The 15,717-nt window shown below is 62.3% G+C and carries 14 protein-coding genes; 7 read left to right on the top strand and 7 right to left on the bottom strand.

Features of this window, described 5'->3' with window-relative positions; genetic code table 11:
* The first annotated feature begins 58 nt into the window (after nucleotides 1–58).
* Both H9529_RS15340 and H9529_RS15335 read left to right on the top strand, forming a co-directional pair.
* A complete protein-coding gene (locus tag H9529_RS15340; protein WP_092886641.1) occupies nucleotides 59–2,056 on the top strand; it encodes an acetyl-CoA carboxylase biotin carboxylase subunit in 1,998 nt (665 codons plus the stop codon).
* Nucleotide 2,057: 1 nt separating this feature from the next.
* The gene (locus H9529_RS15335; protein WP_092886639.1) at nucleotides 2,058–2,435 is read left to right on the top strand and encodes a hypothetical protein; all 378 of its coding nucleotides are present in this window, start codon (nucleotides 2,058–2,060) and stop codon (nucleotides 2,433–2,435) included.
* 19 nt (nucleotides 2,436–2,454) lie between these two features.
* Here the strand turns inward: H9529_RS15335 and H9529_RS15330 are convergent, their stop codons facing one another.
* On the bottom strand, nucleotides 2,455–2,946 hold the full coding sequence (locus H9529_RS15330) for a DUF4174 domain-containing protein (protein ID WP_092886637.1): 492 nt from the start codon (nucleotides 2,944–2,946) through the stop codon (nucleotides 2,455–2,457).
* A 102-nt stretch (nucleotides 2,947–3,048) separates the two neighbouring features.
* Here H9529_RS15330 and scpA point away from each other — a divergent pair, with 102 nt between their 5' ends.
* The 5 genes from scpA (at nucleotide 3,049) to H9529_RS15305 (ending at nucleotide 7,766) form a co-directional block, all read left to right on the top strand.
* Nucleotides 3,049–5,181, top strand: a complete 2,133-nt coding sequence (gene scpA / locus H9529_RS15325; protein ID WP_092886635.1) for a methylmalonyl-CoA mutase — start codon at nucleotides 3,049–3,051, stop codon at nucleotides 5,179–5,181.
* 117 nt (nucleotides 5,182–5,298) lie between these two features.
* Entirely contained in the window at nucleotides 5,299–5,772 is a 474-nt protein-coding gene (locus tag H9529_RS15320) for a hypothetical protein (RefSeq protein WP_092886633.1), read from the top strand.
* 254 nt (nucleotides 5,773–6,026) lie between these two features.
* Nucleotides 6,027–6,554, top strand: a complete 528-nt coding sequence (locus tag H9529_RS15315; protein ID WP_092886630.1) for a GNAT family N-acetyltransferase — start codon at nucleotides 6,027–6,029, stop codon at nucleotides 6,552–6,554.
* Nucleotides 6,555–6,680: 126 nt separating this feature from the next.
* Nucleotides 6,681–7,364: a molecular chaperone DjiA gene (locus H9529_RS15310; protein ID WP_092886628.1), complete on the top strand. Its 684-nt coding sequence runs from the start codon at nucleotides 6,681–6,683 to the stop codon at nucleotides 7,362–7,364.
* A 48-nt stretch (nucleotides 7,365–7,412) separates the two neighbouring features.
* Nucleotides 7,413–7,766 carry an AAA+ family ATPase gene (locus H9529_RS15305; protein WP_143033477.1) on the top strand — a complete coding sequence of 118 codons (354 nt, stop codon included), beginning with the start codon at nucleotides 7,413–7,415 and terminating at the stop codon, nucleotides 7,764–7,766.
* On the opposite strand, the gene H9529_RS15300 is transcribed toward H9529_RS15305, so the two are convergent.
* From H9529_RS15300 to rseP, 6 genes are all read right to left on the bottom strand, one after another.
* The gene (locus tag H9529_RS15300) at nucleotides 7,709–9,364 is read right to left on the bottom strand and encodes a Ppx/GppA family phosphatase (RefSeq protein WP_092886624.1); all 1,656 of its coding nucleotides are present in this window, start codon (nucleotides 9,362–9,364) and stop codon (nucleotides 7,709–7,711) included. The genes H9529_RS15305 and H9529_RS15300 overlap by 58 nt on opposite strands.
* Nucleotides 9,365–9,461: 97 nt before the next feature.
* Complete coding sequence (locus H9529_RS15295; RefSeq protein ID WP_092886622.1) at nucleotides 9,462–11,720, bottom strand: RNA degradosome polyphosphate kinase; 2,259 nt, start codon at nucleotides 11,718–11,720, stop codon at nucleotides 9,462–9,464.
* Between the two features lie 81 nt (nucleotides 11,721–11,801).
* The gene (locus H9529_RS15290; protein WP_223814204.1) at nucleotides 11,802–12,533 is read right to left on the bottom strand and encodes an AAA family ATPase; all 732 of its coding nucleotides are present in this window, start codon (nucleotides 12,531–12,533) and stop codon (nucleotides 11,802–11,804) included.
* Complete coding sequence (locus H9529_RS15285; protein WP_092886620.1) at nucleotides 12,530–13,588, bottom strand: AI-2E family transporter; 1,059 nt, start codon at nucleotides 13,586–13,588, stop codon at nucleotides 12,530–12,532. Before H9529_RS15285 ends, H9529_RS15290 begins: the two co-directional genes overlap by 4 nt.
* Nucleotides 13,589–13,968: 380 nt before the next feature.
* Nucleotides 13,969–14,139 (bottom strand): hypothetical protein, encoded by a 171-nt coding sequence (locus tag H9529_RS15280; RefSeq protein ID WP_176846943.1) that lies wholly within the window; start codon nucleotides 14,137–14,139, stop codon nucleotides 13,969–13,971.
* A 220-nt stretch (nucleotides 14,140–14,359) separates the two neighbouring features.
* Entirely contained in the window at nucleotides 14,360–15,697 is a 1,338-nt protein-coding gene (rseP, locus tag H9529_RS15275; RefSeq protein WP_092886618.1) for an RIP metalloprotease RseP, read from the bottom strand.
* Between the last annotated feature and the right edge of the window lie 20 nt (nucleotides 15,698–15,717).

Here is a 15,717-nt window from a genome sequence, read left to right as displayed (position 1 = left end):
CCGACCGGCGGGGTGTTTTTGCATGCACGCCGCCCCGCGCGGGGCACAGGGAGAGAAGATGTTTGACAAGATCCTGATCGCAAACCGGGGCGAAATTGCCTGCCGTATCATCAAATCCGCGCAAAAGATGGGGATCAAAACCGTCGCCGTCTATTCCGACGCCGACCGCAACGCCCTGCACGTCTCGATGGCGGATGAGGCAGTGCATATCGGCCCCGCGCCCGCCAACCAATCCTATATCGTGATCGACAAGATCATGGCGGCCATCGCGCAGACTGGCGCGCAGGCGGTGCATCCAGGCTACGGCTTCCTGTCGGAGAACCGCAAATTCGCCGAGGCGCTGGAGGCCGCAGGCGTCGCTTTCATCGGCCCGCCTGCAAGTGCGATTGAATCGATGGGAGACAAGATCACCTCGAAGAAACTGGCGCAAGAGGCCGGCGTCAGCACGGTGCCGGGTTACATGGGTCTGATCGCCGACGCGGACGAAGCCGTGAAGATCAGCGGCGAGATCGGCTATCCGGTGATGATAAAGGCCAGTGCTGGTGGTGGTGGCAAGGGCATGCGCATCGCCTGGGATGATGCGGGTGCGCGCGAAGGGTTTCAATCGTCGAAGAACGAGGCCGCAAGCAGCTTCGGCGATGACCGGATCTTCATCGAGAAATTCGTGACCCAACCCCGGCATATCGAAATTCAGGTGCTGGCCGATCAGCATGGCAATTGTGTCTACCTGCACGAACGCGAATGCTCGATCCAGCGCCGCAACCAGAAAGTAATCGAAGAAGCCCCCTCGCCCTTTCTTGATGCGACGACACGGGCCGCGATGGGCGCGCAGGCCGTCGCCTTGGCGCAGGCAGTGGGATATACGAGCGCTGGCACGGTGGAATTCATCGTCGACGCCAGCCAGAATTTCTTCTTTCTGGAAATGAACACCCGCCTGCAGGTGGAACACCCCGTGACCGAACTGATTACCGGCATCGATCTGGTGGAACAGATGATCCGCGTGGCCGCAGGCGACAAGCTGCCCTTTGCCCAAAGCGATCTGCATATCAACGGCTGGGCAATGGAAAGCCGCCTTTACGCCGAAGACCCTTATCGCAACTTCCTGCCTTCAACCGGCCGACTGACGCGCTACCGGCCGCCAGAGGAAACCGTGTCGGATGTCGCCCGCGTGCGCAATGACACCGGCGTTTATGAGGGCGGCGAGATCAGCATGTTCTACGACCCGATGATCGCCAAGCTGTGTACCTGGGCACCGACGCGTCTGGCCGCGATAGACGGTATGCGCACGGCGCTGGACAGCTTCGAGGTAGAGGGCATCGGCCACAATCTGCCCTTCCTGTCTGCCGTGATGGAACACCCGCGCTTCATCTCGGGCGACATCACCACCGCCTTCATCGAGGAAGAATACCCCGACGGCTTTACCGGCACCACGCTGCCCGATGACCTGTTGACCCGGGTGGCCGCCGCCGCGACGGCCATGTTCAGGGTCGCCGAAATCCGCCGCAGCAGGATTTCCGGCACCATGGATAACCACGAACGGGTGGTGGGGTCCGACTGGGTGGTGCGCGCGCAAGGCTGCCAGATGCGCGTCCAGATTGACGCTGAAAAGTCCGGGGCCGAGGTCACGGTAGACGGCACCACCCTGCGCGTCACCTCGGACTGGACCCCCGGCAACCCGCTGGCGCGCCTGATGGTTGGGGGCACGCCCCTGGTGATGAAGGTCGGCAAGGTAACCGCAGGGTTCCGGCTGCGTTTACGCGGCGCGGATCTGATCGTTCGGGTACTTACCCCGCGTCAGGCCGAACTGGCCGCGCTGATGCCCGAGAAACTGCCGCCCGACACATCAAAGCTGCTGCTATGCCCCATGCCCGGTTTGGTGGTCAGCATCAACGTCGCAGCGGGCGATGAGGTGTTCGAGGGCCAGCCGCTGGCCACCGTCGAGGCGATGAAGATGGAGAACATCTTGCGCGCAGAACGCAAAGGCACGGTGGCGAAGATCAACGCCGCTGCCGGCGACAGCCTGCGGGTCGATGATATCATCATGGAGTTCGAGTGACATGCCAAAGGGTCAACTGCGGCTGTTCCTGATCTATGCAGGCATCTTCATGCTGGCGCTGATCGCCGCCTGGGTCACCTTGTCGATCCTGCTTGCCGACATCGCGGGCGGACAATGGCTGTTGCTCTTTCTGCCGCCGCTCTGCGGGATGGCGGTGTTTCACGCGCTGTTCCCCCTGATCAGCCGCATCCGGCTTGGCACGGATTTCCTGTTCGTCGGCGGTGGGCTGGTCTATGGGCTGGGCACCATAATGGCGGCCGCGGTGAACTTTGGCCTGCTGGATGCGAACGTCGCCGTCGTCTTCTGGCTGGCGGGGGTATTCGGCCCCGGCTGGTGGCTGATCGCAGCGCGAGCCGAGGCTGCCGGGTATTTCAGATGAGCCGCGCCTTGCCCCTGAACTACCGGCCGGCCGGCCTGCGATCCAGCATTTCCTGCCGCCGCAGCGGGAATTTGTCGATGGCCTGCAGTATTTCACGCGTATCCCAGGGGCTGGGCTTGCGGTGCTTGATCTCTCCATCCTTGCCGATGATGGCCAGCATGAAGCCGCGCGGGCGCAGGCGGGTGCGCAATGCGCTCATCGTTGCGGGGTCGGTATCCAGCGCCACGACCACATCACGCTCATGCAGGTCCTCCGCACGGGTTTCCAGCAGCGAAATCTGCTGCCGAAACATGGGATCGTTCGGCGTGTTGGCGAAGATCACCAGCAGCCGTTTATCCCATAGCATATCATCGGGCACCACGTCCGCCGCGTCGACGATCAAGAGTTCATCCGACGCGTCTTCAACCGCGGCCTCGGCCATGGGATCGGCGGGCGTCTGGACCGCCGTATCGGTCGCCCAGACGGCGCAGGGTAACAATGCAGCGAGAGCGAGTGTCAGAAACGATTTCATGCGGCCTCCATATGAACTGCATATAGGGGTTCTTGCGGAAAAAACATCCGCGCGGTGTGACGTTTCACGCCTGCGCCCCGTGCAAAACGAAAGGATCACGCGATGAGCGACAGAAAATCCGAATGGGAAGCGCTGGCCGCCAAGGAACTGCGCGGCAAGCCGGTCGAAGCGTTGACCTGGGACACGCTGGAAGGCATCCCCGTGCAGCCGGTCTACATGGCCGAAGATGTGGCGGGACTGCCGCATCTCGATGAAATCCCCGGCCGCGCCCCCTACACCCGGGGTGTGCGCGCCACCATGTACACGGGCCGACCCTGGACCATCCGCCAGTACGCGGGCTTCTCTACCGCCGAGGCATCAAACGCCTTCTATCGCAAGGCGCTGGCCGCCGGGCAACAGGGCGTATCGGTCGCTTTCGATCTGGCCACCCATCGCGGCTATGACAGCGACCACCCGAGGGTCGAGGGCGATGTGGGCAAGGCCGGGGTCGCCATCGACAGTGTCGAGGACATGAAAATCCTGTTCAACGGCATCCCGCTGGAAAAAGTCAGCGTTTCCATGACGATGAACGGCGCGGTCATCCCCATCCTGGCAAATTTCATCGTAACGGGCGAAGAACAGGGCGTGGACCGCAAGCTGCTGTCAGGCACCATTCAGAACGATATTCTGAAAGAATTCATGGTGCGCAACACCTATGTTTATCCGCCGGAACCCAGCATGCGGATCATCGCGGATATTATCGAATACACCTGCGCAGAGATGCCGAAATTCAACTCGATCTCGATCTCGGGCTACCACATGCAGGAAGCTGGCGCGAACCTGGTGCAGGAACTGGCCTTCACGCTGGCCGACGGGCGCGAATATGTACGCACCGCGATTGCGCGCGGCATGGATGTGGATGCCTTTGCTGGGCGGCTGTCGTTCTTTTTCGCGATCGGCATGAATTTCTTCATGGAGGCCGCGAAGCTGCGTGCCGCCCGGCTGCTGTGGTCGCGCATCATGGCCGAGTTTGAACCGAAAGACCCAAAATCCTCGATGCTGCGGACGCATTGCCAGACCTCTGGCGTTTCGCTGACCGAACAGGACCCCTACAATAATGTGATCCGCACCGCATACGAGGCGATGAGCGCGGTTCTGGGCGGCACCCAAAGCCTGCACACCAATGCGTTGGACGAAGCCATCGCCCTGCCGACCGAATTCTCGGCCCGGATCGCACGCAACACGCAGTTGATCTTGCAAGAAGAAACCGGGGTGACGAAGGTCGTCGATCCGCTGGCAGGCTCATATTATGTCGAGAAGCTGACCGCGGATCTGGCCGATGCCGCCTGGGCTCTGATCGAGGAAGTCGAGGAACTTGGCGGCATGACGAAGGCCGTGGCCAGCGGCATGCCAAAGTTGCGGATCGAGGAAACAGCGGCCCGCCGTCAGGCCAATATCGACCGCGCGACCGAGGTGATCGTCGGCGTGAACAAGTACCGCAAGGACGTGGAAGACCCGATCGACATTCTGGACATAGACAATGAAGCGGTGCGCCAGGGCCAGATCGAAGCCCTTGCCCGCATCCGCGCCAGCCGCGACCAGCAGGCCTGCGACGCGGCGTTGGCGGAACTTACCCGCCGCGCCCGCGACGGCGGCAACCTGTTGGAGGCCGCCGTCGATGCCGCCCGCGCCCGCGCCACAGTGGGCGAGATCAGCATGGCGATGGAGACGGTCTTTGGCCGCCACCGGGCCGAGGTCAAGACGTTGGCGGGCGTCTATGGTGCGGCGTACGCGGGCGACGACGGCTTTGCCGCAATTCAGGCCGATGTCGAAGCGTTCGCCGAGGCCGAAGGCCGCCGCCCCCGCATGCTGGTGGTGAAGATGGGCCAGGACGGCCATGACCGCGGCGCAAAGGTCATTGCCACGGCATTCGCCGATATCGGATTCGATGTCGATGTAGGCCCGCTGTTCCAGACCCCGGAAGAGGCCGCACAGGACGCCATCGACAACGATGTGCATGTCATCGGTATCTCCAGCCAGGCGGCCGGGCACAAGACCCTGGCCCCAAAACTGGTGCAAGCACTGCGGGCGGCCGGGGCGGATGATATCATGGTGATCTGCGGCGGCGTCATACCGCAACAGGACTACCAGTTCCTCTATGACGCGGGCGTCCGGGCGATCTTCGGCCCCGGCACCAACATCCCGGCCGCCGCCAGTGAAATCCTGCGCATGATCCGCGAGCGGCAGGCGGGGTAAGCCGCTTGCACGGCGCGGCTGAACGGATCGCCGTGCACACGACGACCCTGCAAACATTTATTGATTTGTAAACGACTCCTCCATAATCCTATTGGTGGTTATTGAGAGGAAAGAAAAATGAAGTTAACGATTGCCGTTGCGGCACTTTTTGTCAGCGCGTCTTCTGCACTCGCGTGCCCGGATTATACTCTGTGGGGCAACGAAACCTATGAAGTGACCGGCGACCAGCTTTATACCCCTCGGAGTTTCTCCGTTGTGGCAGGCGGCGATACCAATCTGGAGCGGTGCCGCATCCGCTCCCCCACCTGGAATGGCGCGATGCCGGGCTTCGTCATTTCAAAGCCGGATTTTTCGATCACCGTGCGCGGGGTGGCCGGGTATGAGCTGGAATTTCGCACCGTGAGCAGCTGCGATACGGTGTTGCTGATCAACACGGCGGGCGCGAACTGGTATTTCGACGATGACGACAACGGCAATGCCGACGCCAAGATCCGGCTGACACGGCCCAGTGGCGACGGGATCTACGATGTCTGGATCGGCACCTATAATGGCGATTATTGCGACGCGCAACTGATCGTCGAAACCTTCTGAGGTGGACAGAGGTTGGGCGGCGCAGGCCTAGCTTTGCGCCGCCAGCACGCGACGGGTTGCAGGCGCGTCCAGAAGGATATGCCGTACATCATCACCCCCGGCCTTGTCGGGAGGTGTTATTTTTACTGACAAAATGGCGCGAATGCAGCGAGGCGTTACGGGGATGATGGTCGAAACGAAATCTCGGCGCGCACAGCGCGTTTCCCGCCGCCGATGCGTGGATGCTTGCAGCGGCACATGCACAGGACCCAGCCATGGATGAGAATACGCTGCGCGTGCCTGATCTGGCGATTTCTACCCTGCGCCCGGCCACTGAGGCTGATTGCACCGCAATTGCGGCGATCTGGAACCCGGTGATCCGCGACACGCTTGTAACCTTCAGCCCGACCGAAAAGACTCCGGCGGATATCCTCGCGACCATCCGGCAAAAACAGGCAGAGGGGCACGCGTTCTTCGTCGCCGCAGATGCCACGGGCATTTTGGGCTTTGCACTTTATGGGCAGTTTCGCGCGGGGTTAGGCTATGCCCACGCCATGGAGCACAGCATCGCCCTGCACCCTGCCGCCTGCGGGCGCGGTTTCGGGCGGGGTTTGATGCAGGCGGTTGAAGATCACGCGCGGAGTCGCGGCGTGCATTGCATGATTGCAGGCGTCAGCGGCGCAAACCCGGATGGCGTGGCGTTTCACGCGGCCTTAGGCTATGCGACAGTCGCAACGGTACCGCAGGTGGGGCGCAAGGCAGGGCTGTGGCTGGATCTTGTCTTGATGCAAAAATTCCTCTGATCTGCTATTGCGCGCACTCCGACGGAACGTTGTCACCCCCGGAACCGTTGTATTCGTACCGTGCAAATGATCTTGAGCGTCACGCTTTGCCATGTAAACGGGAAAATTTTCTGGTATTCTTCACCCATGTCGATCTGGACCCGCATATCCGCCGCGCTGTCCGCGCTGGCCAAAGGCGAAAGCCTGAGCACGCTGTTCGACCGGCTGCGCACGCCGCCGGAACGTTCGGTCGCGTTTACCATCGCGGTGATCGCGCTCGGGGCAAAGATGGCCAAGGCAGACGGCCATGTAAGCCGGAACGAGGTCGCGGCCTTCCGCAGCGTGTTCATCATACCGCCCTCGGAAGAGGCAAGTGCGGCCCGCATCTTTAATCTGGCCCGGCAGGATATCGCGGGGTTTGACGCCTATGCCCGCAAGATTGCGGCGATGTTCCGGCCCGGCGATCCGGTGCTGGTGGACCTCATGGAAGGCCTGCTGCATATCGCCGTGGCCGACGGTGCCTATCACGCACAGGAAGACGCTTTCCTGTCCGAAGTCGCACGAATTTTCGGGTTGAGTCCGCGCAGCTTCGCGTGCCTGCGCGCCCGGTACGTTCCCGACAGCCCGCCTGACCCCTACGTCGTGCTGGAGGTCACGCCCGAAACGCCGCTGGATCAGATCCGGGCCAAGTACAAGACGGCGGTGCGCGAAACCCACCCTGACCGCATGGCCGCGCGCGGCGTACCACCCGAGGCGATCAAGCTGGCCTCTGAACGGCTGGTATCGCTGAACCGGGCGTGGGAAGAAATTTCAGCCGCGCGCGCTGCGTAATGCACGCGGAACATATGGCTATCGCGGCACACATTCGGATAGGATGACATGATGAAAACCGTGATCCTTGCCTTGTCGCTGCTGCTGCCCCTGCCTGCGATCGCGCAGACAGACGACGCGCAAGCGCCAACACTGGAAGATTCGCTGAATCAGTTGCGCGATGGCGCGGGCGCTTTGCTGGAATTGTTCATGCAAGAAATGGAACCGGCGGTGCAAGACATCGAGCCGCTACTGGACCGCCTGTCTGAAATGGTCGCAAATCTGCCCGGGTATTACCCGCCAGAGGTCTTGCCGAATGGCGACATCCTGCTCCGCCGCAAACCCGTGGCCGAGGCGCCGGAGGATCAGGAAGACCCCGCCCCCCCCTCGCCCCCCGAACCCGAAGCGCCGCTGGAACTGTAGTTGCGCGAGACGCGCACGATGGTCTTAACATCAAGCACCTTGGCAAGGGACGAGAACCGAGCTTCTGCCACCTCGCTGAACAACGCCTGGGTCTGAGGACGCAGGACCAGTTCCAGCACGCGTTTCTTTGGGAAAAACCGCAGTTCCCCAGCATTTTCTGGCCCGTCCATCGAGAACATCGCCCCGAACCGCATTGCACGACCCAGCATCTGCGCCTCACGAATTTCGTCATCGCTCAGCAGTTTGGACACCGCGACCATACGGTCCTCGATCCCGCTGGTCTTGTAGCGGTACATCAGCGCCAGCCCCAGATAGATGCGGCCCTTATGGTCCAACCCGCCCAGATTGGCGCGGGTTGCGGTGTCAAAGCAAGCCTGCGCCCGGTAATCCGGATGCGCGCGCCAGTTCACGTCATGCAACAGACAAGCGGCCTTCATCAGCCGCAGTTTCGCCGTGGGTGCGGATTTATAAAGTGGCAGCAAGAAGTTGAACAGCTTGCGACCGAACCCTGGCATACGGGCGTTTGTATGTTCCGAAAAGCGGCAGGCCTCGATCAGTGGGTCGCGGCTGCGCAGAACATCGGGCATCTGGTCATACAAGATCCCCTCACGGATACCGTAGCTGGAAATGTAGATATGCCGGGGCCGGAACACCGCCAGCATCTGCCGCAGCACCACCGCCGCCAAGGGGACAAGGCTGATGCGCTCGGCAGAAATACTGGTCGCGGCGCGCAGGGCTTTCAGGTCGTTGTCCGCGATCCAGTCGAGTGTTTTGCGGATCGACTTTGGCGTCATTTCATATTCGTGCAAGACGGTCAGCGGATAGCCGCGCCGCTCCATGTCCAGCCGCGCCAAGGCACGCCAGGAACCGCCCACCAGATAAAGCGCGTCGTAATGGGTGCCTATCTGTTCGCGCAGGTCCTTCAGGATATTGCTGACATGGGTCTTCATGCCTTTCTTGCCGCCCTTGACTTGCTGCAACCGGAACGGGCCCAAGGGCGATGTCACGCAGCGATGCACGGTGCCTTCGCTGATCTCGGCCAGTTCCATTGAAGATCCGCCGATGTCGCAGACCAGCCCCGCAGCCTCGGGCCAGCCCGTCAGCACGCCTTGGGCTGACAGCCGCGCCTCTTCGGTGCCATCGATAACCAGCATGCGCAGCTTGGTCGCGGCCTCGACCTCAGCCTGAAAGGCGGGGCCATCGGTTGCCTCGCGCATCGCTGCGGTGGCCACCATGGTGAGGTTTTGCAGGTTCATGCCCTTGGCCAGCAGGGTAAAGCGCCGGATCGCCGCCATGGCGCGCACTCGGCCTTCAGGGTTCAGCGCGCCGGTGGTGGCGAGACCACGGCCCAGACCGCAGAGCACCTTTTCGTTGAAGAAATAGGCCGGGCTGCGCGCCGCGCCGTCGAACACCACCATCCGGACCGAGTTTGAGCCGACATCAATCACGCCAACCTGTTCCAGCGCCCGAATCGCGGGGTCGTTGAACAGCGGGCGCTCAAAAAATGCGGTCGCTGACTTAGGGGCGCCCGCCCGTGACGCGTTTGGCGTGCTGCGTGCCGGACCGTGCGATCCGTCATCCAAGGCAGGTCCATCCATTGGGGTCTCCGGAGTAACCATCATGCCCCTATATCCCCAGACCGACAGCCGAGGTCAATCAAACACTTTGCAAATCCGCCCCGCGTTGTGCCGCAGGTCAGTCCGGGTCATGCGCCAGAACTGGCACATCGGCCGCCCCCGCCGATCCACGGCCCGATAGTGACGGGTTTTCCATGAAGAAGCGATGACAGTTGAACGGCACACGCCCCCCTTCGGTCACCGGCAACACCTCACGCGTGGAGGTGCCATCGGGGTGCAGCACCCAGCTTTGCGCCTCATCGGCAAGATTCGCCGCCATGACCTGTTCGACAATCTGCGCCTTCACCGTGGGGTTGTTGATCTCAACCAGCGTTTCGACCCTACGCAGCAGGTTGCGGCCCATCCAGTCTGCCGAACTGATGAACACCCGCGCTTCCGGAGAGGGCAGCCCATGCCCATTGCCAAAGCACACGATGCGCGAATGTTCCAGATACCGGCCCACGACCGATTTGATGCGAATATTCTCAGACAGGCCCTTGATGCCCGGACGCAGGCCGCAGATGCCACGGATCACGAGGCTGATCCGAACCCCCGCCTTGGACGCGGCATAAAGCGCGTCGATCACGTCAGGGTCGATGACCGAGTTCATCTTTGCCCAGATTTCCGCCGGACGGCCCGCGCGGGCATGCGTCGCCTCGGCGTCGATCATGTCCAGAAGGGATTGTTTCAGCGTTAGGGGCGAGATCGAGAGGTTTTCCAACTGCTCGGGCTCGGCATAGCCTGACAGGTAGTTGAACACCCGCGTCGCGTCGCGGCCAAGCGCCGGATCACAGGTGAACAGCGACATATCGGTATAGATCCGCGCCGTGATCGGGTGGTAGTTGCCGGTCCCGAAATGGGTATAGGTCACCAGCTTGTCACCTTCCCGCCGCACGACGGCGCTGATTTTCGCATGAGTCTTGTAGTGAATGAAGCCATAGACGACATGCGCCCCGGCGCGCTCCAGCCGACGCGACTGCCGGATATTTGCGGCCTCATCGAAGCGGGCCTTGAGTTCGACAAAGGCTGTCACGGATTTCCCGGCCTCGGCCGCCTCGCACAGCGCCGCGACGATCGGGCTGTCACGCGAGGTGCGGTAAAGCGTCTGCTTGATCGCCAGCACGTTGGGGTCACGCGCCGCCTGTTCCAGGAACCGCACGACCATATCGAAGGTCTCATACGGGTGGTGCAGCAGCATGTCCTTTTGCTTGATGGCGGCGAACATGTTGCCGTCGTGGTCCTGCACGCGTTCTGGCACCCGGGGCACGAAGCTGGGCCACAAAAGGTCACGCCGCTCATCCAGCACCAATTCCTTCAGATCAGCCACGCCCATGATACCCCTGACCTCGATCACCTCATCGGCGGTCAAATGCAGTTCTTCCATGATCAGGTGGCGAAGGGCGGCCGGCGCACCTGCCGACAGCTTCATGCGTACCACTTCGCCGCGGCGGCGGCGCTTCAGCGCGACCTCAAATTCGCGAACCAGATCCTCAGCCTCTTCCTCAAGCTCCAGATCACTGTCGCGCAACACGCGGAAGCTGCAGGAGGATTCCATCCGGTAGCCGGGAAAGAGGTTGTGAAGCTTGGCCAGCAACATTTCTTCCAGCGGCAAGAACCGCGCCTCGCCAACCGGCGCGGGCATGGACACGAAACGGTCGATCTGCTGGGGCACGGGCAGCAGCGCGTTCAGCTTTCGCCCGCTGCTGGTATGCTCCAGTTGCAGCGCCAGGCAATAGCCGGTGTTGGGGATGAACGGGAAGGGATGCGCCGGGTCGATCGCAAGCGGCGACAACACGGGAAACACATTGCTGAAGAACGTGTCATGCACGACCTTGGCGTCTTCCTCGGTCAAGTCTTCGCGGCTGAGGATGGTGATGCCGCGTTCCTGCATCGCGCCGCGCAATTCGATCCACACTGACTGCTGGGCGTCCATCAGGCGGCGGGCGTCCTCATTGATCAGCAACAGTTGCTGCGCAGGGCTCAACCCATCGGCGGCAGGTGTCGTGTTGCCCGCCCGCGCCAGTTCGCGCAGACCGGCCACGCGCACCGTGTAGAACTCATCAAGGTTTGCGGCCGAGATCGACAAGAAGCGCACCCGTTCCAGCAGCGGCACACGGGGATTACGCGCCTCATCCAGCACGCGCCAATTGAAGGTCAGCCAAGACAGTTCTCGGTTCAGAAACCGCGCCGGGCTTTCGGGATCGAATCCTTCCAGCGTGACGGGTTCGGGGAAATCAGCCGCCAAAAAGTCGGCAATCAAAGGGCGACCCGCGCCCGGCGCCTGTGCGACAGCGGGGGGTTCGACCGGGGACTCGGGTGGGGTTGATGCGTTATTCATGAGGCTATCTATGGTTTTCAACTATTAAGAACATATGACAAACCGACGCCGCACCCAAGGTGATCCGCCGACTTTCCGGATTTAATCCTGTCGGCTCAGAACATCCGCTGCGAGCGCGCGCGTGATCGGCCGCGCCTGTGCCATGGCGGCGCGGTCCAAGAGCGCAACAACCCCCTCGGCGGCGGCCAGCGAGCGCTCCATCCGGGTGACGAGATAGGGGATCAGATTCGGCGGCACCGCAACCTGGCGGTCGGCAAACAGCTTGACCAGAACCGCCGAAAGCAGCGCGTCGTCCGGCGCGCTGAGCGTGGCAATCGCGCAGGCCTGCATGCGCGAGGCCAGATCAGGCAGCGCCAGCCCCCATCGAGAGGGCGGTGCGGGTGCTGTCAGCAAAAGCGTGCCACCCGCCGCCATGACCATGTTGTGCAGATGAAACAACGTCTCTTCGGCGCGGGGGTGGCGGGCGACACGGTGCGCATCGTCAACCAGCACGGCGCGGTGCGCGGCACTGTCCGTCAGCACATCGGCCCTTCTCCGCAGGTCCCGCCCGGTCAGTCGTGCGGCCCCGGCACGCGCCGCCCAGACCCGCGCCAGATGCGTCTTGCCGCTGCCCGGTGGTCCGGTCAGTACCAGCTTGGCCCCGGGCCAAGGGCCGGGACCCATCAGCTGCGCAAAGGCGCGCTCATTGGCGGGTGAGACGAAAAAGTCGTCAATGTCATACCCCGCCCGGCTGGGCAACTCCAACGGCAGTTGTCGCGTGCGCGGCGCCGCTTTGGCGGCAGCTGGCATCAGGCTGTGGGGCCGATGGGTCATGGCGCAGGCGATCCGTCGTTTGAATAGAGGGCGCTTGCCTTGTAGCGGTCGAACGCGAAACGCACCAGCACCCCCAGCGCGGCCGCCAGCGGCACTGCCACCAGCATGCCGGTGAACCCAAAGGCCGAGCCGAAGGCCGATACAGCAAACAACAGCCAGACCGGGTGCAGTCCGACCGAGCTGCCAACCAGATTTGGCACCAGCACATTCCCCTCAAGCACCTGTCCGACCACGAAGATGCCCGCCACAATCAAGATTGGCACTGGCGAGCCCCAGAACTGGAACAGCGCCAAGCCAATCGCCAGCGCCCCGCCGACAATCGCGCCGATATACGGTATGAACGACACCAGCCCGGCCACCACACCGATCACCAGGCCGAATTGAAGCCCCGCAACCAAAAGAGCAATCGCGTAATAGGCTGCCAGTATCACGCAGACGGTCACTTGCCCGCGCACGAATCCCGCCAGCGCCCCGTCGATCCGGCGCAACAGGTCGCGGATCACCGGCGCATGTTGCCGCGGTAGCGCATCGTCAATCGTTTCGGTCAGGCGCGGCCAGTCCACCAGCAGATAGAATGTGACCACCGGCGCAATCACGATGAACACCATCGCACCGATCACGCCCGAGACCGACCGCAGAAGGCTGTTGGCCAGCGCCAGCCCGCGTTCCTGAATGGTATCGCCCAGCCCTGCCAGGGTCTGGCGCACTTGGCTTTCGGAATCCAGCAGGTCGGGGAATCGCTCAGCCAGGACCTCTTGCAGGCGGCGAAACACCTCTGGGGCGGCTTGCGCAAGTTGCGCCCCCTCGGCCACGACAGAGGGAACGATCAGCAGCAGCAGCACTACCGCAACGCCCAGCATCAGCACCATGATGAGCGACACCGCCACCACGCGCGGTATGCCATAACGGGTCAGGCGGGTCGCCACCGGATCAAGAAAGTAGGCCAGCCCCGCGCCCACAAGGAACGGCAGCAAAACATCACCCAAGGCCCATAGAAGCCCCAGAAACACCGCAACAGCGACGGCCCAGTAACGTGTTTGTTGTGTGATCGTCATGCAAAATTCCCCCTAGGCGCGCATGCCGACTTTGTCACTTGTTGCACGGAAAAGTAAGTCATGACGCACGCTTGCGGGAGCGGATTTTTGCCGACTCCAAGGGGCACAAGTCAGGTCAGCGCGCGATGCGATTGCAGGCAAAAACCGAACCTACCCTACCCGCGACGCTGCCAGAGGTTTTTCGTTCCGGAGGGGAGCCCACTCAAGCAAGAACGCCCAGCGGGCACCTTGCCATATCTGCGCGGTGTAGGAACGACCCCACGCAATGCTCACATGACGACACAATCAGCGCACGCGACTGCACCGGCCGCCCCAAAACGCGCCACGCGGCATCATAGCCCCGCCCTGCAATCTGTCGACGCAGGCGCGCAGCAATGGGGTCAGTAATACGTCGGATATTCCAGCGCTGGCTGGGCGGCCGCCAGTTGCGACAAAACCCATGCCACGACGGTCAAGTTGGTCAGCACGATCAACGCAAACATGATGCGGTCCCAGTTCAGGTTGACCAGCAGCCGCAGCGCACGGGTGTCACGTTCCAGAATTGCCAGCATATCAGATACTCCTTCCCAACCTCGCTACAGTGGGAATCGGCATAATCTGGGGCGGGAATATGGCAAAGCTGTGGCAAATGTTCGGATTGCGGGGCACATCAAGCGTCGCGGTTATGCCGCTCCTGTTTGGGCGGCAACGTACCAGCGACACCATGCCCTGGCCCTGATGCGCCACGACCCCTGCACTGGCGGCACGGGTCGCACCGTCGTTGCCATCGGCTCAGGGGCAGAACAGGTCGTTGGTGATGGCGAACAGCATCACCGAGATCAGTATCGTCAGGCCGACGGTCATGAAGATCCGCATGGCGCCGTCCGACGGCGGCTTGCCGGTCACGGCCTCCCACGCATGGAACACCAGGTGTCCACCGTCCAGCACGGGGATCGGAAACAGGTTCATCAGCCCGACAGCCACAGAAAGCACCGCCAGAAACCAGATGAAATCGGCTACCCCGTCGCTGGCCATCGCCGCCGAGGTTTCGGCAATGCCAATGGGACCAGAGATATTGCAGGTGCTGATCATGCCGGTAACCATGTAATACAGCCCCTCAAGGCTGGTGCGCATGATCTCCCATGTCTGCGACACGGCGGCCTGCGATGCCTCGACGACCCCGGGCATCCGGGTCGGATGTTCAAAGATCGAGCCCGAGGTCAGGCCAATCAGCCAGCGTGTCTCGAAACCGCCGCCCGCCATGGGAAGGTCGGTGCTGCGCGGGGTCAGCGCCAGGTCCAGTACCGTGCCATCGCGCCAGACTTCGAGGTCCAACGTGCTGCCGCCCGATGCCGCTACCATGTCGCGCAATTCGCTGAAGGCCGACAGCGGCGTGCCATCTACCGATACGATGACATCGCCGGGCTGCATGCCCGCGTCACGCGCCGCCGATTGCAACGAGATCGACCCCGCCAGCGGCGGCTGTGGATAGGGGCCCTGTACCTGTAGTGCCTGCCCGTCGCGCATGACATCATAGGTCACCACCGGCGCGGGCGGAACGTCTTCAATCGTGTTGTAAAACGCCTCCAGGTCAGAGGTTTCCCGCCCATCAACCGCCGTGATCAGATCGCCCATCTGCAGCTCGTTCACCACGTTGGGCAGAGGCGTGATCTGGCCTACGACCGGCGTATCCACCGCCACGCCGCGCCACATCATGAAAGTAGCAAAGACCAGCACCGCGAAGATGAAGTTGAACACCGGCCCGGCAGCCACCGTCAGCGCACGCGCCCAGAGCGGCGCACCATGCATACTGGCGCGGCGGCGCTTTGCATCCAGCGCGCTCAGCGCCGCCACATCCTTACCCGATGCTGCGTCGGCATCGCCCAGAAACTTGACGTATCCACCGAAAGGCAGGGCGGCCAGCTGCCACTTCGTGCCGTGCCGGTCCACGCGCGCGGCCAGAACCGGGCCAAAGCCGATGCTGAACACCTCGGCATGAATGCCCGACCAGCGACCCACGATGTAATGGCCGAATTCATGCACTGTCACGATCACCAGGATCGCGATGACGAACATCGCAATCGTAAAGAACACATTGCCGAAAGACGGGATCAGTCCCACAATATCCAAAAGATGCTCCTACAATGGGG

This window comes from Roseicitreum antarcticum, assembly GCF_014681765.1.
Classification (GTDB): domain Bacteria; phylum Pseudomonadota; class Alphaproteobacteria; order Rhodobacterales; family Rhodobacteraceae; genus Roseicitreum; species Roseicitreum antarcticum.
This window is presented reverse-complemented; position numbering and strand designations above follow the sequence as displayed.